This window comes from Pseudomonas asiatica (genome assembly GCF_009932335.1).
GTDB classification, from domain to species: Bacteria; Pseudomonadota; Gammaproteobacteria; order Pseudomonadales; family Pseudomonadaceae; genus Aquipseudomonas; species Aquipseudomonas asiatica.
On the sequence record NZ_BLJF01000003.1, the window covers coordinates 553,123 to 571,085 of the forward strand.

Genomic DNA, 17,963 nt, shown 5'->3' on the forward strand with positions numbered 1-17,963 from the left:
CTGTCCTCAGATGGCAATGCGGTTCATGTAGTTCGAGAAACCCTGCATGTAGCGAGGCGTGGGGATCAGGAAGGCATCGTGCCCGTAAGGCGAGTCGATCTCCAGGTAGCAGACATTCTTGCGCGCGGCCATCAGGGCGTCGACGATCTCGCGCGAACGGGCCGGGGAGAAGCGCCAGTCGGTGGTGAACGACATGATGCAGTAATCCGCCTTGACGTGGGCCAGGGTGGCTGCCAGGTCGCCGCCCTGGGCGGCGGCGGGGTCGAAGTAGTCCAGCGCCTTGGTCATCAGCAGGTAGGTGTTGGCGTCGAAGCGCCCGGAAAATTCCTCGCCCTGGTAGCGCAGGTAGCTCTCGACCTGGAATTCGACGCTGTGGAAGTCGTAGTTGAGCTTGTCGCTCTTCAGCTCGCGGCCGAATTTTTCACCCATCGAGTCATCCGACAGGTAGGTGATGTGGCCGACCATGCGCGCCAGCATCAGGCCACGCTTGGGGATCACGCCCTGGTCCTGGAATGAACCGCCGTGGAATTCGGGGTCGGTGAGGATGGCCTGGCGTGCCACTTCATTGAAAGCGATGTTCTGTGCCGACAGCTTGGGAGCCGAGGCGATGTCGACGCAATGGCGCACACGCTCGGGGTAGCTGATGGTCCACTGCAGCGCCTGCATGCCACCCAGGCTGCCACCGACCACGGCGGCCCACTGCTGGATGCCCAGGCGCTCGGCCAGGCGCACCTGGCTGTGCACCCAGTCTTCCACGGTCAGCACCGGGAAGTCAGCGCCGTAGGGCTTGCCGGTGGCCGGGTTGATGCTGCTGGGGCCGGTGCTGCCGTTGCAGCCGCCCAGGTTGTTCAGGCTGACCACGAAGAAGCGGTTGGTGTCGATCGGCTTGCCAGGGCCGATACAGCTGTCCCACCAGCCCGGCTTGCGGTCGGTGGCGGCATGGTAGCCAGCGGCATGGTGGTGGCCGGAGAGGGCATGGCAGATCAGCACGGCGTTGCTCGCGCTGGCGTTCAGGGTGCCATAGGTCTCGTAGACCAGTTCGTAACTGGCCAGGGAGCGACCGCAGGCCAGGGCCAGCGGTTCATCGAACCGGGCGGTTTGCGGTACTACCAGACCGACGGAATCTTCGGGAAAGACAGTGGACATCGACCCTGCTCACGCTTGACGGAGGCGTAAGTCTAAAGAGCGCTACCCCCAGCGGCAAGCAGAGGCTTGTCGCTGGAAGCAACCAGAGTCAGCTGGGGCTCAGATCATCCGCCATAGCTCTTGTGGCATGCCGGCGTAGGCGGCCAGCGGCGGCATGACGAACGACTGGATTACCTGGATCGCGAGGAAGGCGAAGATCGGCGAGATGTCCATGCCGCCCAGGTTGGGCACGATGCGGCGGAACGGTGCCAGCACCGGTTCACTGATCTGGTAGGCCAGCTCAGCCGCCGGGTTGTGGCTGTTGGGAGCAACCCAGGACACGATCACCATGACGATCATCGCGACCCAGAAAATCTTCAGGAACAGCGAGGTGATACCGATGATGGCCCACATCAGCAGGTGCAGGATGTCACCGAAGGTCCCGTAGGTGACCATCAGCACGAAAGCCATCAGCAGCGCCTGGATGACCACCGACAACAGCAGCGACGAGGTATCCAGCCCACCAACGCTGGGGATGACTCGGCGAATCGGCTTGAGCAGCGGCTGTGTGGCGCGCACGGCGAACTGGCACAGCGGGTTGTAGAAGTTGGCCTTGACCAGCTGCAGGACAAAGCGCAGCAGGACGATCACCAGGTACAGGCTGACCAGGGTTTGCACCACGAAGATCGCGGCGCCGGACAGTGCATTCATCTGAAGCTCCTTATTTGCCCAGTTGTTCGGCCAGCTCGGCGGAACGTGTAGCCGCAGCCTGCAGCGCCTGTTCGACGATGGCTTCGAAGCCGCTGGCCTGGAACGACTTGATCGCCGCTTCGGTAGTGCCTGCAGGCGAGGTGACTCGGCGGCGCAGTTCGGCAGCATCGACATCGCTGGCAACCGCCATGCGTGCGGCGCCCAAGGCAGTCTGCAGGGTCAGCTGGGAGGCAGTTTCACGTGGCAGGCCAAGCTTTTCGCCTGCCGCGGTCATGGCTTCGATCAGCAGGAAGAAGTACGCCGGGCCGCTGCCGGAGACTGCCGTCACGGCGTCCAGTTGCTGCTCCTGCTCGAGCCACAGGGCGGTGCCCACGGCCGACAGCAGTTGCTCGGCCTGCTGGCGTTGTTCGCTGGATACTTCCGCGGTGGCGTACAGGCCGCTGACGCCCTGGCGCAGCAGTGCCGGGGTGTTGGGCATGCAGCGCACCACCGGGCGAGCGCCGACCCAGCTTTGCAGGCTGGCGCAGGTGATGCCGGCGGCAATGGAAACGATCAGCTGGCCTTCCTGCAGGTTCGGTTGCAGGGACTGGCATACGGCTTTCATGACCTGCGGCTTGACCGCCAGCACGATGACGTCGGCGCCATCGATGGCCTGGGCGTTGTTCTCGAAGGTTTCGATGCCGTGCTCGGCCTGGATGCGGCTGCGGGTCTCGGCGCCCGGGTCGCTGGCGCGGATCTGCGAGGCGTCCAGGCCCTGGGCACGCAGACCACCGATCAGGCTGGCGGCCATGTTGCCGGCGCCGATAAAGGCAATACGAGTCTTGCTCATGTCAGGTCCTTGTAGGAAAGAGTGAGTAAAGCATGGAATCAGGGCTGCCCGTAATCGCGGGCACCGAACAGGGCGGTACCGATACGCACCCAGGTCGCACCCTGTGCAATGGCCGCTTCCAGATCGTGGCTCATGCCCATGGACAGGGTGTCCAGACCAAGGCCGAGGCCTTCCTGCAACTGGCGCAGGGTGGCGAAGGCGGCTTCCTGGGCGGCGCGGTCATCAGTGGGTTCGGGAATGGCCATCAGCCCGCGCAGGCGAAGGTTGGGCAGTGCGGCTACCGCTTTGGCCAGGGCCGGCAGGTCGGCAGGGGTGCAGCCGGATTTGCTGTCTTCGCCGCTGACGTTCACCTGCAGGCAGATGTTCAGTGGTGGCAGACCGGCCGGGCGCTGCTCCGAGAGGCGTTGGGCGATTTTCAGGCGGTCCACGGAATGTACCCAGTCGAAATGCTCGGCGATGGCTTTGGTCTTGTTCGACTGGATGGGGCCGATGAAGTGCCAGATCAAGGGCAGGTCGCCGAGTGCCTGCTGCTTTGTCAGCGCTTCCTGTAGGTAGTTTTCCCCGAGATCGCATACGCCGGCGGCGTGGATTTCGCGGATGGCGCTGGCTGGCTTGGTCTTGCTCACGGCCAGCAACTGGACGCTGGCCGGATCACGCCCGGCAGCCTGGGCAGCGCTGGCGATACGGGCGGAAATAGCGGAAAGGTTGTCTGCTAGGGTGGACATGGACTGATGCCGGCGGCTGGAGGGTTTGCGGCATTCTACCTACTTGAAGGCCTTTGGGGAGTCTCATGGATGTGACCGACCTGTTGGCCCGGGCCGTGGATGCGGGGGCTTCCGACCTGCACCTGGCGGCGGGCCAGTTACCGATGTTGCGCCTGGATGGCGAGCTGCAGCGCATGGCCCTGCCGACCTTGGGCCCGGCGACCTTGACCAAGGGCATGGCACCCTTGCTGGATGAAGACCAGCGCCGACAGTGGGCCCAGGGTGATGAGCTGGACCTGGCGCTGGAATTGCCGGCGCTAGGGCGCTTTCGGCTGAATCTGTTTCGCCAGTTGCACGGCCCTGCGGCCACCTTTCGCCTGATCCCGGGGCATATAGCCACGCTCGATGAACTCGACCTGGTCGATGTGTTTCAAGCTGTTGCGCAGTGCCGAGATGGCTTGATCCTCGTCGGTGGGCCGACCGGCAGTGGCAAGTCCAGCACCTTGGCGGCACTGCTCGACCAACTGAACCGAGATCGTGCTCTGCATATCATCACCCTTGAGGACCCTGTCGAAGTTATCCACAGCAGCCAGCGCAGCCTGGTCAACCAGCGTGAGGTCGGCCGCCATTGCGGTGGGTTCGCCCAGGGGCTGCGCAGTGCCCTGCGCCAGGACCCGGATGTGATCATGATCGGTGAGCTGCGCGACCTGGAAACCATTCGCCTGGCCTTGCGTGCGGCTGAGACCGGGCACCTGGTACTGGCGACCGTGCATACCCGTTCGGCGGTGAGCAGTGTTGACCGGTTGGTGGAGGTGTTCGCTGCCGAAGAGAAACCGTTGGTGCGGGCGATGCTGGCCGAGTCGTTGCGCCTGGTGGTAGCGCAGGTGCTGGTCAGGCGCGCGGGCGGAGGGCGGGTTGCTGCGCGGGAAGTGCTGGTGGTGACGTCAGCGGTGCGTAACCTGGTTCGGGAAGGGCGAATGGCGCAGTTGTGTTCGGTGATGCAGGCGGGTGGTGCGGACGGGATGCGGACGATGGAAGGGGCGATGCGAGGGTTGAAGGAGAGGGGGCTGATCAGCGATCTATAGTGCCTGTGCTGGCCCTTTCGCGGGTAAACCCGCTCCCACATGGATAACACAGCCTTCGAATGCTGTGGTGTACCTGTGGGAGCGGGCGTGCCCGCGAAGAGGCCGATACAGGAGAGCGCCGATCAGATCAGCGCTTGGCCAGGCTCAGTTGCTGCTGTTCTTTCGGCAGCACTCGCTTGGCCACCACGTAATGCTTCTGCCAGTAAGGCTTGCTCAGGGTGTCGATGCTCACCCGCTTGCCACGGCGTGGAGCATGGATGAAGCGGTCGTTGCCCAGGTAGATGGCAACGTGGTTCACCCGACGGCTCTTGATGTTGAAGAAGATCAGGTCGCCTGGCTTCAGGTCACCCTTGGCCACCTTGATGCCGTGGCCCTGGGCCATGGCATTGGAGGTGCGCGGCAGGTCGACGTCGGCGACGTCGTTGAAGGCGTATTTGACCAGCCCGCTGCAGTCGAAGCCTTTCTTCGGGCTGCTGCCGCCCCAGACATAAGGGGTGCCGAGCACATTTACCGCGCGGCTGAGCACATCGCTGCTCTGCTTCGGCGACATGGCGGCGACTGGCGCACCGGGCACGCTGCGGCTGATGGCGGCATTGCTTGGGCGGGTGCGCAGCGCGGTCTGCTTGACTGGTGCGTGTCTTACCGAGGCATTGGTGGTGTAGCCGGTAAAACCATTGGGAAGACGTTGCTCACGATTGGTGGCGTGGGCGGCCAGGGGCAATAATAGGCAGAGGGTCAGCCATGTCTTGAGTAAAGGCGGCATAGATGAAGCTCTTATGAATAGTTATGTGTTGGGCGCGCAACTTTATAACAGCTTTTTGATCAATCTTTGATCCGTTGGTCGATTGTCCAGGTGCCGTACGTCGGCCTGCGACAAGAAAGTCACATTTTTTCTTAGAAAATTTTCGGATAACCCACGGGGGCTATGAATGAACAGTTATCAACAGGGGGCGCCGTTTCACGACACCCACAGCAAGACCATTGGCTACCTGCTATGGATTTTCGGCTTTACCGGGTCGCATCGTTTCTATTACGGCAAGCCCGTAACCGGCACCATCTGGTTCTTCACCCTGGGCCTGCTGGGCATCGGCTGGTTGATTGACCTGTTCCTGATCCCGTCCATGGACCGTGAAGCTGACCTCCGGTTCCAGTCCGGGCGCATTGACTACAACATCGCCTGGATCCTGCTGACCTTCCTAGGGGTGTTTGGTCTGCACCGGCTGTATCAGGGCAAGTGGATCACCGCAATCATCTACTTCTTTACCGGCGGGCTGTTCCTGGTGGGGGTTCTGTATGACTTCTGGACGCTGAACAGCCAGGTTTCCGAGCGGAATGCGGGGCGGGGTTGAGTTCACATGGGGGCTGCTTTGCAGCCCTATCGCGACACAAGGCCGCTCCTACAGGGGGCGCGTAAACCCGACTTTCAGGTTTACCCGCACATTGTAGGAGCGGCCTTGTGTCGCGATAGGGGCGCAAAGCGCCCCCCGAACGCAGGTTACTGACGGGTCTGCCGCTGTTGCAGCAGCAGGTTGCTGAAACCTGCCCCGGCCAACTGCTTCTGCGCCCCGGTCAGCTGCTCGCGGTTGCTGAACGGGCCCACTAGCACGCGGTACCAGGTTTCGTCCTTGACCGTGCCCGACTCTACCTTTACCGACTGCCCCAGCAGGATGATCTGCGCGCGCACCTTGTCAGCATCGGCCTGCTTGCGGAACGAGCCGGCCTGCAGGAAGAACTGGGTGGTCGCCGCCGGCTTGATGACTGGCGGTGCCGGTGGCGGTGTCTGGCCCATCAATGCTGCCTGGGCTCGCGCCGTGTCGATCTTTGCCGCTTCGGCTGGCGTCACCGGGGTCACCGGCTGGGCCGGGACGGGTGGTGTCTTCTCTGGTACGGCCTCCGGCGGCACGATCACCTCGGACTCCGGCAGCAGCGTGTAGAAGTCGTACTTCGGCTTCACAGGCTGCTGCGGAGTGGGCTGCGCCGACTTGCCGGCTTCGGCCACTTTGTCCGCTTTCTGCTGCTCCGGCTTGGTGCGCTTGATGTCTTCGCCACCAGGCTCGAGCTTCATCAGGAACACGATGAACGCGCCTACGGTCAGGCCGACCGCCAGCCATACCCAACCGGGAATCGGCTGCTTGGCCGGCGCCGTCTGGCGGCTGGCGCCGCGTTTGGGTGCAGGTTTTTTCTTGGCAGCCAACTTACATGCGCTCCAGGGTTTCCAGGCCGAGCAGTTCCAGACCTTGCTTGAGGGTGCGGCCGGTCAGGGCCGCCAGGCGCAGGCGGCTCTGCTGCTGCTGCGGGGTTTCGGCGGCAAGGATCGGGCAGTTCTCGTAGAAGCTGGAGAACAGGCCGGCCAGGTCGTACAGGTAGCTGCACAGCACGTGCGGCGTGCCCTTGTCGGCGACGTTGTTGAGGATTTCGCCAAACTGCGCCAGGCGCGCGGCCAGGTCCTGCTCGTGGGCAGCCTGCAGCACGATGTTGCCGTCGACTTCATCGAAGCCCTTGCCCAGTTTGCGGAATACGCCGGCCACGCGGGTGTAGGCGTACAGCAGGTAAGGCGCGGTGTTGCCTTCGAAGTTGAGCATCAGCTCGAAGTTGAAGCTGTAGTCGCTGGTGCGGTGCTTGGACAGGTCGGCGTACTTCACTGCGCCGATGCCAACCACTTCGCCGATGTGGCGCAGTTCTTCGTCGGCCAGGCTCGGGTTCTTTTCCTTGACCAGCGCGTAGGCGCGTTCCTTGGCCTCGGTGAGCAGGTCGATCAGCTTCACGGTACCGCCGTCACGGGTCTTGAACGGGCGGCCGTCGGCACCGTTCATGGTGCCGAAGCCCATGTGCTCCATCTGCATCGGGTGGCCCACGAAGCCTGCGCGGCGTGCAACTTCGAACACCTGGTTGAAGTGCAGGGCCTGGCGCTGGTCGACGAAGTACAGGGCGCGGTCTGCCTTGAGCACGTTGCTGCGGTAGCGCACGGCAGCCAGGTCGGTGGTGGCGTACAGGTAGCCGCCGTCGGCCTTCTGCACGATCACCGGCAGTGGCTCGCCTTCGCTGTTCTTGAACTCGTCGAGGAACACGCACTGGGCGCCCTGGTCTTCGACCAGCAGCCCCTTGGCCTTGAGGTCGGCGACCACGTTGGCCAGGTCGTCGTTGTAGGCGCTTTCACCCATCACGTCGGCCATGGTCAGCTTGACGTTGAGCAGCTCGTAGGTCTTCTGGCAGTGCGACAGCGAAATGTCCTTGAAACGCGTCCACAGGGCCATGCAGTCCGGGTCGCCGGCCTGCAGCTTGACCACCAGGCCGCGGGCGCGGGTGGCGAATTCTTCGGATTCGTCGAAGCGCTTCTTGGCGGCGCGATAGAAGTTTTCCAGGTCCGACAGCTCGTCGCTGGTGATCGGGTTTTCTTCCAGGTAGGCCAGCAGCATGCCGAACTGGGTGCCCCAGTCGCCCACGTGGTTCTGGCGGATCACGTCATCGCCGAGGAACTCCAGCACGCGCGCCACGCTGTCACCGATGATGGTCGAACGCAGGTGGCCGACGTGCATCTCCTTGGCCAGGTTGGGTGCCGACATGTCGATCACAACCTTTTGCGCAGGGCCGGCCTTGCGCGCGCCCAGGTGGGCGTCGGCCAGTGCGGCATCCAGGCGGTTGGCCAGGGCGTCGGTGTTCTGGAAGAAGTTGAGGAAGCCGGGGCCGGCGATCTCGACCTTGCTGATGTCGGCGCTGGCCGGCAGGGCATTGATCAGTTTCTCGGCCAGGTCGCGCGGCTTCATGCCGGCCGGCTTGGCCAGCATCATGGCGATGTTGCTGGCGAAGTCGCCGTGGGTCTTGTCCCGGGCGTTTTCCACCTGGATCGCCGGCGACAGCCCTTCAGGCAGCACACCGTCGGTGACGAGTTGGGTGAGGGCTTGCTGGATCAGCTGGCGAATGGTGTCTTTCATGGGGATCTCTTTTCGACCGCAAGCGCGGTGGAGCGCTTGGATGCGCAGGTGGAAAAACTGGGCATTATCCGTGGCTGGGGGCGGGTTGCCAACCTTTGGGGTGCAACCATCAAGGGTTCCATGTTGTGTTCGAGGGCCTCATCGCCGGCAAGCCAGCTCCCACAGAAGAGTGCGCGCAACCTGTGGGAGCTGGCTTGCCGGCGATGAGGCCGGTCGATTCAGTACAGGTCTACCGGGTCGACATCCAGCGACCACCGCACCTGGCGCCCGCTCGGCATCTGCTCCAACACTAGCAACCAGGCGCTGATCAGTCGATGCAAAGGCGCCCGGGTATTGGCCTGTATCAACAGTTGTGCGCGGAAGCGCCCGGCGCGGCGCTCCATCGGTGCTGGCACCGGCCCCAGCAGCTCGATGCCGGGCAGGCGCTGTTCGGCCACCAGGCGCTCGGCGGCGGCGCAGGCCTCGTCGAGGAAACCTTCGGCCTGTCCGGGCTTGTGCGCTTCGGCGCGCAGCAGCGCCAGGTGCGAGTAAGGCGGCAGCCCGGCGGCGCGGCGTTCGTCCAGGGCCTGCTCGGCGAAGGCGAAGTAGCCCTGCTCGGTAAGCTGCACCAGCAGTGGATGGTCGGCCAGGTGGGTCTGGATGATGACCTTGCCGGGCTCTTCGGCCCGCCCGGCCCGACCGGCAACCTGCACGATCAGCTGTGCCATGCGTTCGCTGGCGCGGAAATCGCCGGAGAACAGCCCGCCATCGGCATCGAGGATGGCCACCAGGGTCACCCGCGGGAAGTGATGGCCCTTGGCGAGCATCTGGGTGCCGACAAGGATGCTCGGCTGGCCGCGCTGGATGGTGCTGAACAGGTTGTGCATGGCGTCCTTGCGCGCGGTGCTGTCGCGGTCCACACGCAGGATCGGGTAATCCGGGAACAGCACTTTCAGGCGCTCCTCGGCGCGCTCGGTGCCGGCGCCGACCGGGCGCAGGTCAACGTGGTTGCACTGCGGGCACTGCTGCGGCAGGCGCTCGTCATAGCCACAATGGTGGCAACGCAGCACGCCGGAGCGCTGGTGCACGGTCATGCGCGCATCGCAGCGCGGGCATTCGGACAGCCAGCCACAATCGTGGCACAGCAAGGTCGGGGCGAAACCGCGGCGGTTGAGGAACACTAGTACTTGCTGGCCCGCTTCCAGGGTTTGGCGGATGGCTTGCTGCAGTGGGCCGCTGATGCCGCTGTCCAGCGGCAGGCTCTTCACATCCAGGCGCAGCATGCGTGGCGGGCGGGCACCGCCGGCACGCTGGTTCATGCGCAGCAGGCGGTAGCGACCGGTCAGGGCGTTGTGCAGGGTTTCCAGCGATGGCGTGGCAGAACCGAGCAGGATCGGGACGTTTTCCTGGTGGGCACGTACCAGCGCCAGGTCGCGGGCGTGATAGCGCAGGCCTTCCTGCTGTTTATAGGAGCCGTCGTGCTCCTCGTCGATGATGATCAGGCCGGGGTTCTTCATCGGCGTGAACAGTGCCGAGCGGGTGCCGATGATGATGTCGGCCTCGCCGTCCCGGGCTGCCAGCCAGGCATCCAGGCGTTCGCGGTCGTTCACCGCCGAATGCAGCAGGGCGATGCGGGCGTTGAAGCGTTGCTCGAAGCGGGCCAGGGTCTGCGGGCCGAGGTTGATCTCCGGGATCAGCACCAGGGCCTGCTTGCCGGCTTCCAGTGTTTCGCGGATCAGTTGCAGGTAGACCTCGGTCTTGCCGCTGCCGGTGACACCGGCCAGCAGAAAGGCGCCAAAGCCGCCAAAGCCTTCGCGCACGGCGTCGAATGCTTCGCGTTGCTCTTCGTTGAGCGGCAGTTCCGGCTGTGCCAGCCAGTGTTCGTGGCGAAGTGCCGGCAGATGGCGGCGGACCTCGATCTGCACCAGGTCCTTGGCCAGCAGCAGGTCGAGGCTGTCCTTGTTCAGATTGAGCTTGGCCAGCAGGCTGTGGGCCACGCCATGCGGGTGCTGGGCCAGGGTCTTGAGGGCATCGCGCTGGCGCGGAGCGCGGGCGATGCGCGGGTCTTCCAGGCGGGCGCCGGGGGCGACGTGCCAGAAGCGCTCCTGGCGCATCTCGGCAGGTTCGCCTTGGCGCAGCAGGGTCGGCAAGGCCCAGCTCAGCGTGTCACCCAGGCTGTGCTGGTAATACTGGGCGGTCCACAAGCACAACTTGAACAGCGACGGCGGGATCGGTGATACCGGGTCGAGCAGGGCGCTGGCCGGCTTGAGCTTGTCGGCGGGCACTTCGCTCTGCTCGCACACCTCCACCAGCACGCCGATCATTTCGCGGCGGCCGAATGGCACGCGAATGCGCATGCCCGGAGTCAAGGCCTGGCGTGCCATGCTTGCCGGCGCCTTGTAGTCGAACAGGCGACGCAGCGGGGAGGGCAGGGCAAGGCGCAGGATGACGTCGGACACGCGGAAAGTCTCGGAGGGCGTTTCAAAGACTGGCGAGCCTAGCAGACGACGGTCGGTGCAAGCGACAACTTGCGTTGGCGTGATGCTCTGGTATTATTCGCCGCCTAATTACGTGCGGTATTCAACAATTGGTGTTGGGTGGCGGCACGCAGCTCGAGGAAGTGACCATGAAAGCAGATATTCATCCGAACTACGAAGTAGTTGCAGTCACCTGCAGCTGCGGCAACAAGTTTGAAACCCGTTCGACCCTGGGCAGCACCCTGGCGATCGACGTTTGCAACCTGTGCCACCCGTTCTACACCGGTAAGCAGAAAGTCCTGGACACCGGTGGTCGCGTACAGAAGTTCGCCGATCGCTTCGGTATGTTCGGTACCAAGAAGTAATCATGCGCATGGCGAACCCCTCGGGTTTCGCATTGCTGCAAAAAAAGGCGCCCCTTGTGGGCGCCTTTTTTATGGGCGTCATCTGGCAATTCCCGGCCCTGGCGTTCTGCCCGCTACCAGGCAGCCCTCAGCAGGTGGCGGTGCGCCAGGTGGTCGATGGCGATACCTTGCGCCTGGTCGATGGCCGCAGCGTGCGATTGATCGGCATCAATGCCCCGGAAATCGGCCGTAACGGGCGCACTAGCGAACCCTATGCCGAGGCCGCCAGGCAGCGTTTGCAAGCTTTGGTCAAAGCCAGCGACGGGCGTGTAGGGCTGGAGCCGGGCGTCGAGTCCAAGGACAAATACGGCCGCACGCTGGCGCATATCTACGGGCGCAATGGCGACAATATCGAAGCACAGCTGCTCAGCGAGGGCTTGGGCTATCGCGTCGCGGTTGCCCCCAATGTGCGCCTCAGCGCTTGCCAGCAGCTTGCCGAGCAGGCTGCGCGCAAGGCTGGCTCCGGGCTGTGGCGTCGTTCGCCGGTGGTGCGTGCCGGGGATGTCCGGCAGTCGGGTTTCGCGGTCATTGCGGGCCGCATCGAAGGCGTGGAGCGCAACCGTGGCGGGGTCTGGCTGAACCTGGACGGTGCGGTGGTGCTGCAGGTTCCCGCTCGTCTGCAGCGCAACTTCCCCGCCAGCTTCTTCGATAACCTCAAGGGACGCCAAGTCGAGGCGCGTGGCTGGGTGCTGGATCGTTCCCGCAAGGGCGGCCTCAAGCCCGGGCAGCGACGTTGGCTGTTGCCGTTGACCGATCCGAGCATGTTGGAGCGCATTTCAGGCTAAAAGATGTAGACATTTCGCTATTGGATTGTACACACTGTTAGGCGTATGCCCCGTGGGTTATAGCGTAAAGTCGTAGGCTAAAGGCCTTGACACAAGTGACCGACCAGTCTTGTGGCTCCCCGGCTCTTTGCGTATCCTCGGCGGTCCGTCAGAACAGTAAATAGCGGAATGCCCACCATGTCAGACCTGAAAACCGCCGCTCTCGAATATCACGCTCAACCTCGTCCGGGGAAACTGAGCGTCGAACTCTCCAAGCCCACAGCCACCGCCCGTGACCTCGCCCTGGCCTACAGCCCAGGTGTTGCTGAGCCCGTGCGTGAAATCGGCCGTGATCCAGAGCTGGCTTACAAATACACCGGCAAAGGCAACCTGGTTGCGGTGATTTCCGATGGCACCGCCATCCTCGGTCTGGGTGACCTCGGCCCACTGGCTTCCAAGCCGGTCATGGAAGGCAAGGGTGTTCTGTTCAAGCGTTTCGCCGGTATCGACGTGTTCGACATCGAAGTGGAGTCGGAAAGCCCGCAGGCGTTCATCGACACCGTTCGCCGCATCTCGATCACCTTCGGTGGCATCAACCTCGAAGACATCAAGGCGCCTGAGTGCTTCGAAATCGAGCGCACCCTGATCGAACAGTGCGACATCCCGGTATTCCACGATGACCAGCACGGTACCGCCATCGTGACCGCTGCCGGCATGATCAACGCCCTGGAAATCGCCGGCAAGAAGCTGGAAAACGCCAAGATCGTCTGCCTGGGTGCCGGCGCTGCCGCCATCTCCTGCATGAAGCTGCTGGTAAGCATGGGTGCCAAGGTCGAAAACATTTACATGATCGACCGCAGCGGCGTGATCCACGCTGGCCGTGACGACCTGAACCAGTACAAGGCGCAGTTCGCCCACGCCACCGACAAGCGTACCCTGGCTGACGCCCTCGACGGTGCCGACGTGTTCGTAGGCCTGTCCGGCCCGAACCTGCTGAGCGCCGAAGGCCTGAAGTCGATGGCTGCCAACCCGATCGTGTTCGCCTGCTCGAACCCGGACCCGGAAATCTCGCCAGAGCTGGCGCATGCCACTCGCAGCGACGTGATCATGGCTACCGGTCGTTCCGACTACCCGAACCAGGTCAACAACGTACTGGGCTTCCCGTTCATCTTCCGTGGTGCCCTGGACGTTCGCGCCAAGCGCATCAACGAAGAAATGAAAATCGCCGCCGCCATCGCCCTGAAAGATCTGGCAAAGCTGCCAGTGCCGAAGGAAGTGTGCGACGCCTACGGCGTACAGGCTCTGGAATTTGGTCGTGAGTACATCATTCCGAAGCCGTTGGACGCACGCCTGATCACCGTCGTTTCCGACGCTGTGGCCAAGGCCGCCATCGAATCCGGCGTGGCAACCCTGCCGTATCCGAAGCACTACCCGCTGACCAGCGTGGATGACGTGTTCAAAGGCTGATTGCTGCCTGGCGACACAAAAAAGCCCCGGCTCGTATGAGCCGGGGCTTTTTGTTTGCCGTTGTGAAGGATGTGTCAGGGCTGCTGGTGTTTGCCATGGCAAATTTGTCGCCTATGAGATCGAGCGCCGCCCGCGCGGCGCTTCGCGGCACAAGGCCGCTCCCACATTTGTTGCAACGTGCCGAACCTGTCAGGCCATGGTTGCCCGCCTTAGTGCATGGTTTTAGCCAGACGGGGCGGCATCAATGCCCACCTTGAAATCCAGTCATGCCAACAAGGCTGACAACCATGGCCTCACAGACATGGCCACGTTGCAACAAATGTGGGAGCGGCCTTGTGCCGCGAAGCGCCGCGCGGGCGGCGCTCGATTTACGCGCCCACGCAAAAACCTGAGACAAGCACCTGCCGTCAGAACAGGTCCATCGGCGCCGCTTCATCCGCCGGCAGTGGGCTGCCCGGTGCTGCGCCAGTGCCCAGTTCATCCACCGACGGCGGCGAGTCCTCGGCCTTGAACAGCTCGAAGTAGGCATTCGGCGTGCTCGGCGAAGCGGCACGGCCGCTGACCGGGTCGACGCGCAGGCTGAGGATGCCTTCCGGTTCTGCCGGCGCATGCGCAGGCTTGTCCTTGAGTGCCGCGCCCATGAAGCTCATCCAGATCGGCAGTGCCGCCGTGCCGCCGTACTCGCGGCGTCCAAGGGTTTCGGGCTGATCGAAGCCGACCCACACGGTGGTCACGTAGTCGGCGTTGTAGCCAGAGAACCAGGCGTCCTTGGACTCGTTGGTGGTACCGGTCTTGCCTGCCAGGTCGGTGCGGCCCAGGGCCAGCGCCCGGCGGCCGGTGCCGCGCTTGATCACGTCCTGCAGCATGCTGGTGAGGATGTAGGTGGTGCGACCGTCGATGATCCGCTCGGCCACGGCCGGCGCCTGCGGTGCAGAAGCCACCTGGCTGAAGGCAGCGGGTGCCTCGCCAGGCATGGCGGTTGTGCTGATCGGCTGTTCGGGCGCGGCCACACCCGCCTGGTCCTCGGCACCTTGCGGTACCCGAGCCGGGTTGGCGGTGAACAGCGTCTCGCCGCTGCGGCTTTCGATGCGATCGATCAGGTACGGGGTGATCTTGTACCCGCCGTTGGCAAAAGTACTCCAGCCTGTGGCGATTTCCATAGGGGTCAGGGTGGCGGTGCCCAGTGCCAGCGACAGGTTGCGTGGCAGGTCCTGCTTGTTGAAGCCGAACTTGGCGATGTAGTCGATGGTGCGGTCCACGCCCATGGCCTGCAGCAGGCGGATCGACACCAGGTTGCGCGACTTGTACAGCGCTTCGCGCATGCGGATCGGACCAAGGAAGGTATTGGTGTCGTTCTTCGGTCGCCAGACTTTGTCCAGGTACTCGTCGACGAACACGATTGGTGCATCGTTGACCAGGCTGGATGCGGTGTAGCCACTGTCCAGTGCGGCGCTGTAGATGAACGGCTTGAAGCTCGAGCCCGGCTGACGCTTGGCCTGCATGGCGCGGTTGTAGTTGCTTTGCTCGAACGAGAAACCGCCGACCAGGGCGCGGATGGCGCCGTTGTAAGGGTCGAGGGTGACCAGCGCACTCTGCGCGCCAGGTACCTGGCTGAACTTGAACTTGCCATCCTCAAGGCGCTGCACGCGCACCAGGTCGCCAACCTGGGCCACATCTGCCGGTGACTGCGGCGCACGGCCCTGGGAGTTGCTGTTGATGAACGGGCGCGCCCATTTCATGGTGTCCCAGGCCACCTGCTCTTCCTGGCCGCTGCGGGTCAGCACCTTGAGGCCGGTTTTTTCGACCTGGGTGACGATGACCGGCTCCAGGCCGCCGAGGCTGCGCTGCTTGCCCAGTTCCTGCAGCCAGGCTGCCTGGGTGCGGCCCGGGAAGCGTGCTTCGGGCCCGCGGTAGCCGTGGCGCTCATCGTAGTCGGAGAGACCGTTGAGGATGGCCTTGTTGGCCATTTCCTGCATGTCGCTGGGCACCGTGGTAGTGACGCGGAAGCCTTCGGTGTAGGCGTCGCTGCCGTAGCGACCGACCATTTCGGCGCGGGCCATTTCGGCGATGTAAGGCGCATTCACTTCAGGCGTGGGCACGTGGTAGCTGGCGTTGAGCGGCTCGGCCAGGGCCGCCTGGTAACTGGCTTCGTCGATCTTGCCCAGCTTGTACATGCGGCCGAGGATCCAGTCGCGGCGCTCTTTGGCGCGTACGGGGTTGGCCAGCGGGTTGAAGCGCGAGGGTGCCTTGGGCAGGCCGGCGATCATCGCCATCTGCGCCAGGCTCACGTCGCGGATCGACTTGCCGTAGTACACCTGCGCGGCGGCATCGATACCGTAGGCGCGGTTGCCCAGGTAGATCTTGTTCACGTACAGCTCGAGGATCTCGTCCTTGGTCAGCTCACGCTCGATCTGCAGGGCCAGCAGGATTTCATTGGTCTTGCGCGAGAAGCTGCGCTCGCTGGTGAGGAAGAAGTTCTTCGCCACCTGCATGGTGATGGTACTGCCGCCGGTCTGGATATGGCCGGTTTTCACCAACTGGGTCGCGGCGCGCATCAGGCTGCTGGGGTCGACACCGTAGTGATTGAGGAAGTTGTCGTCCTCGGCCGACAGAAGCGCCTGGATGAATTGTGGGGGAATTTCCTCGAAGCGGATCGGTGAGCGACGCATTTCGCCGAACTCGGCAATCAGCTTGCCGTCGCTGCTGTACACCCTGAGGGGGATCTGCAACTGGATGCTTCTGAGCGACTCGACCGAGGGCAGGTTGGGGCTAAGATACAGAAACGCACCGCTCACACCGAGTACGAGCGCGCAGATGACTGCGACGGAAGACCACCAGAAGAACTTCAGCAGACGTATCAAGGCTTTTCGGTGTCCAGGTTGGGAGTGGATTGCACGCAGGTCCGGCGGACCAAAAAACGCTGGGCATTATAAGCATTTTTTCGCCTCTCCGGGTTACCGGCCAGGCTGCCCGTCGCCTCGATGGGCAGGCGCGGCCTAGTGCTGACGCGGGGTTGGGGCAGGTAGCCGCGAAAGATGGCGGCGACAGACAACAAGGATGCCACGATGCTAGGACGCTTCGGCAAGGATGCCGGTTCACTCGTGGGGGTGGAAATTGCCCCTGACTCCGTTCGGATTGTGCAACTGCAGCGGCGTAACCGGCGCTGCCGGGTGCTTGCCTCGGTACAAGAGCCGTTCGAATCATTGGCTGGCAGTGATTGGGCGGCAGAGCCTGGCGCCGTGGCGGCTGCCTTGAGGCGCGCCTACAGGCGCAGCGGCCTCAGACAGCGCCGGGTCGCGCTGGCACTGCCGGGTAACCAGGTGATCTGCAAGCTATGCCACCTGCCAGTGGAACAGGGCGGTGCAGAAGTGGAGGCGCAGCTGCTGGCTGACGCCGAACGGCTGTTTCCATTTCCGCTGGAAGACCTGGCCCTGGATTTTCAGGTCCTGGGCGGTTCTCGCGTCCAGCCAGGCTGCGCCGAGGTGATGGTGGCGGCATGTCGGCAGAGCGCACTGGCGCCACTTGAAGGCATCGTCGAGGAGGCAGGGCTGCAACTGGAGGCCGTGGAGGTCGACAGCATTGCCTTGGGGCGCATGCTGTCGCAGGGCCGGCACCAAAGCTCGGCGTTGCTGCGTATCGAGGCGCACAGCACCATTCTTTATGGCTGGCATTCGGGGCAGCCTCAGCAACGGCGTGAGCTGAGCCTGGGGCTGTCGACGATAACCGGGGCGCTGCCAGAGCGCCTGCTGGCCTTGCTCGCCGGTGAGCCTTTGCCGGAATGCCTGTTGATTGCCAGCTGTTCTCCGGTCGAAGCGGGCCAGTTGCAAAGCCTCGGCTCCCAGCTGAACCTTCCGTGCCGCCTAGTGCCTGACCTGGCGCGTCTGGAACACGTCGATGGTGCGATGATTCTGGCTTGCGCCCTGGCTCTCGGAGGATTGCGTCGATGATGCGGCTGAACCTTCTGCCCTGGCGCGAACGGCAGCGGCAAGCCGCGTTGCGGTCTTTCCGCAGGCAACTGGTCGCCGGCGCTCTACTGGCCCTGTGTGGCGTGATGTTGGTCGACCAGCTGGCCCGCTGGCGCGGGGAGCAGCAGGCGCTGGCCAATACCCGGCACCAGGCAGCCCTTGAGGCGTTGGGCGAGCAGTTGCAGCCGCTGGCCGATGTGCATGCGCAGCATGAGGCGCTGCTGGCACGCGTGGTGGCGCTGGAAGCACTGCGCGCCCATCAGGATGTGCTGGTCGGGGTCTTCGCTGACCTCGAGCGGGCGTTGCCGGTGGGTGTGCAACTGCTCGACCTCAGCCTGGAGGATGGCAATCTGCAGATGACCGGGCTGGCCAAGTCAGGTGCCGTGGTCGCACAGTTCATGCGTGACCTGAGTCGCTCGAGTGCGCTGGTCGGTCTGGAACTCAAACGCGTCAGGAGCCTGCCAGGCGGCGATGAATTCCTGCTGGGGGCGCGCGTTTCGGCGTTCTGGTCGTGAATGCTG

16 protein-coding genes are annotated in these 17,963 nt (G+C 63.7%); 7 read left to right on the forward strand and 9 right to left on the reverse strand.

The features are described 5' to 3' along the window. Positions 1-6: 6 nt before the first annotated feature. The 4 genes from metX to GYA95_RS25150 all read right to left on the reverse strand — a co-directional run bounded on the left by metX (position 7) and on the right by GYA95_RS25150 (position 3,390). Positions 7-1,146: a homoserine O-succinyltransferase MetX gene (metX, locus tag GYA95_RS25135; protein WP_013974620.1), complete on the reverse strand. Its 1,140-nt coding sequence runs from the start codon at positions 1,144-1,146 to the stop codon at positions 7-9. Between the two features lie 99 nt (positions 1,147-1,245). After that, a complete protein-coding gene (locus tag GYA95_RS25140; protein WP_013974619.1) occupies positions 1,246-1,836 on the reverse strand; it encodes a YggT family protein in 591 nt (196 codons plus the stop codon). Between the two features lie 10 nt (positions 1,837-1,846). Next, positions 1,847-2,665, reverse strand: coding sequence for a pyrroline-5-carboxylate reductase (gene proC / locus GYA95_RS25145; protein WP_015272148.1), 819 nt, complete (start codon positions 2,663-2,665; stop codon positions 1,847-1,849). 38 nt (positions 2,666-2,703) lie between these two features. Next, positions 2,704-3,390, reverse strand: coding sequence for a YggS family pyridoxal phosphate-dependent enzyme (locus GYA95_RS25150; RefSeq protein WP_015272147.1), 687 nt, complete (start codon positions 3,388-3,390; stop codon positions 2,704-2,706). 65 nt (positions 3,391-3,455) lie between these two features. On the opposite strand from GYA95_RS25150, the gene GYA95_RS25155 reads away from it, so the two are divergent. Further along, positions 3,456-4,454, forward strand: coding sequence for a type IV pilus twitching motility protein PilT (locus tag GYA95_RS25155; RefSeq protein WP_015272146.1), 999 nt, complete (start codon positions 3,456-3,458; stop codon positions 4,452-4,454). A 127-nt stretch (positions 4,455-4,581) separates the two neighbouring features. Here the strand turns inward: GYA95_RS25155 and GYA95_RS25160 are convergent, their stop codons facing one another. Further along, on the reverse strand, positions 4,582-5,217 hold the full coding sequence (locus tag GYA95_RS25160; protein ID WP_043935972.1) for a C40 family peptidase: 636 nt from the start codon (positions 5,215-5,217) through the stop codon (positions 4,582-4,584). A gap of 166 nt (positions 5,218-5,383) precedes the next feature. Between GYA95_RS25160 and GYA95_RS25165 the strand changes: the two genes are divergently transcribed. After that, positions 5,384-5,803 (forward strand): NINE protein, encoded by a 420-nt coding sequence (locus GYA95_RS25165; RefSeq protein ID WP_013974614.1) that lies wholly within the window; start codon positions 5,384-5,386, stop codon positions 5,801-5,803. A gap of 146 nt (positions 5,804-5,949) precedes the next feature. On the opposite strand, the gene GYA95_RS25170 is transcribed toward GYA95_RS25165, so the two are convergent. From GYA95_RS25170 to GYA95_RS25180, 3 genes are all read right to left on the reverse strand, one after another. Then, positions 5,950-6,648 carry an SPOR domain-containing protein gene (locus tag GYA95_RS25170; RefSeq protein WP_003257831.1) on the reverse strand — a complete coding sequence of 233 codons (699 nt, stop codon included), beginning with the start codon at positions 6,646-6,648 and terminating at the stop codon, positions 5,950-5,952. 1 nt (position 6,649) lies between these two features. Beyond that, positions 6,650-8,386 carry an arginine--tRNA ligase gene (gene argS / locus GYA95_RS25175; protein WP_013974613.1) on the reverse strand — a complete coding sequence of 579 codons (1,737 nt, stop codon included), beginning with the start codon at positions 8,384-8,386 and terminating at the stop codon, positions 6,650-6,652. 218 nt (positions 8,387-8,604) lie between these two features. After that, positions 8,605-10,824 (reverse strand): primosomal protein N', encoded by a 2,220-nt coding sequence (locus GYA95_RS25180; RefSeq protein WP_015272144.1) that lies wholly within the window; start codon positions 10,822-10,824, stop codon positions 8,605-8,607. A 167-nt stretch (positions 10,825-10,991) separates the two neighbouring features. Here GYA95_RS25180 and rpmE point away from each other — a divergent pair, with 167 nt between their 5' ends. The 3 genes from rpmE (at position 10,992) to GYA95_RS25195 (ending at position 13,477) form a co-directional block, all read left to right on the forward strand. Beyond that, the gene (gene rpmE / locus GYA95_RS25185; protein WP_003257833.1) at positions 10,992-11,207 is read left to right on the forward strand and encodes a 50S ribosomal protein L31; all 216 of its coding nucleotides are present in this window, start codon (positions 10,992-10,994) and stop codon (positions 11,205-11,207) included. A 2-nt stretch (positions 11,208-11,209) separates the two neighbouring features. Continuing rightward, complete coding sequence (locus GYA95_RS25190) at positions 11,210-12,031, forward strand: thermonuclease family protein (protein WP_043935970.1); 822 nt, start codon at positions 11,210-11,212, stop codon at positions 12,029-12,031. 177 nt (positions 12,032-12,208) lie between these two features. Beyond that, positions 12,209-13,477, forward strand: coding sequence for a malic enzyme-like NAD(P)-binding protein (locus GYA95_RS25195; protein ID WP_015272142.1), 1,269 nt, complete (start codon positions 12,209-12,211; stop codon positions 13,475-13,477). A gap of 407 nt (positions 13,478-13,884) precedes the next feature. Here the strand turns inward: GYA95_RS25195 and GYA95_RS25200 are convergent, their stop codons facing one another. Then, a complete protein-coding gene (locus GYA95_RS25200; RefSeq protein WP_371035194.1) occupies positions 13,885-16,335 on the reverse strand; it encodes a penicillin-binding protein 1A in 2,451 nt (816 codons plus the stop codon). Between the two features lie 207 nt (positions 16,336-16,542). On the opposite strand from GYA95_RS25200, the gene pilM reads away from it, so the two are divergent. Continuing rightward, positions 16,543-17,424, forward strand: a complete 882-nt coding sequence (pilM, locus tag GYA95_RS25205; RefSeq protein ID WP_043935968.1) for a type IV pilus biogenesis protein PilM — start codon at positions 16,543-16,545, stop codon at positions 17,422-17,424. Beyond that, a complete protein-coding gene (locus GYA95_RS25210) occupies positions 17,421-17,957 on the forward strand; it encodes a PilN domain-containing protein (protein WP_015272139.1) in 537 nt (178 codons plus the stop codon). Before pilM ends, GYA95_RS25210 begins: the two co-directional genes overlap by 4 nt. Positions 17,958-17,963 lie beyond the last annotated feature (6 nt).

What these genes read in the sequence shown, in the direction of transcription:
- metX (WP_013974620.1), bottom strand. Translation starts at nt 1,146, where the DNA reads ATGTCCACTGTCTTTCCCGAAGATTCCGTCGGTCTGGTAGTACCGCAA.
- GYA95_RS25140 (WP_013974619.1), bottom strand. Translation starts at nt 1,836, where the DNA reads ATGAATGCACTGTCCGGCGCCGCGATCTTCGTGGTGCAAACCCTGGTC.
- proC (WP_015272148.1), bottom strand. Translation starts at nt 2,665, where the DNA reads ATGAGCAAGACTCGTATTGCCTTTATCGGCGCCGGCAACATGGCCGCC.
- GYA95_RS25150 (WP_015272147.1), bottom strand. Translation starts at nt 3,390, where the DNA reads ATGTCCACCCTAGCAGACAACCTTTCCGCTATTTCCGCCCGTATCGCC.
- GYA95_RS25155 (WP_015272146.1), top strand. Translation starts at nt 3,456, where the DNA reads ATGGATGTGACCGACCTGTTGGCCCGGGCCGTGGATGCGGGGGCTTCC.
- GYA95_RS25160 (WP_043935972.1), bottom strand. Translation starts at nt 5,217, where the DNA reads ATGCCGCCTTTACTCAAGACATGGCTGACCCTCTGCCTATTATTGCCC.
- GYA95_RS25165 (WP_013974614.1), top strand. Translation starts at nt 5,384, where the DNA reads ATGAACAGTTATCAACAGGGGGCGCCGTTTCACGACACCCACAGCAAG.
- argS (WP_013974613.1), bottom strand. Translation starts at nt 8,386, where the DNA reads ATGAAAGACACCATTCGCCAGCTGATCCAGCAAGCCCTCACCCAACTC.
- rpmE (WP_003257833.1), top strand. Translation starts at nt 10,992, where the DNA reads ATGAAAGCAGATATTCATCCGAACTACGAAGTAGTTGCAGTCACCTGC.
- GYA95_RS25190 (WP_043935970.1), top strand. Translation starts at nt 11,210, where the DNA reads ATGCGCATGGCGAACCCCTCGGGTTTCGCATTGCTGCAAAAAAAGGCG.
- GYA95_RS25195 (WP_015272142.1), top strand. Translation starts at nt 12,209, where the DNA reads ATGTCAGACCTGAAAACCGCCGCTCTCGAATATCACGCTCAACCTCGT.
- pilM (WP_043935968.1), top strand. Translation starts at nt 16,543, where the DNA reads ATGCTAGGACGCTTCGGCAAGGATGCCGGTTCACTCGTGGGGGTGGAA.
- GYA95_RS25210 (WP_015272139.1), top strand. Translation starts at nt 17,421, where the DNA reads ATGATGCGGCTGAACCTTCTGCCCTGGCGCGAACGGCAGCGGCAAGCC.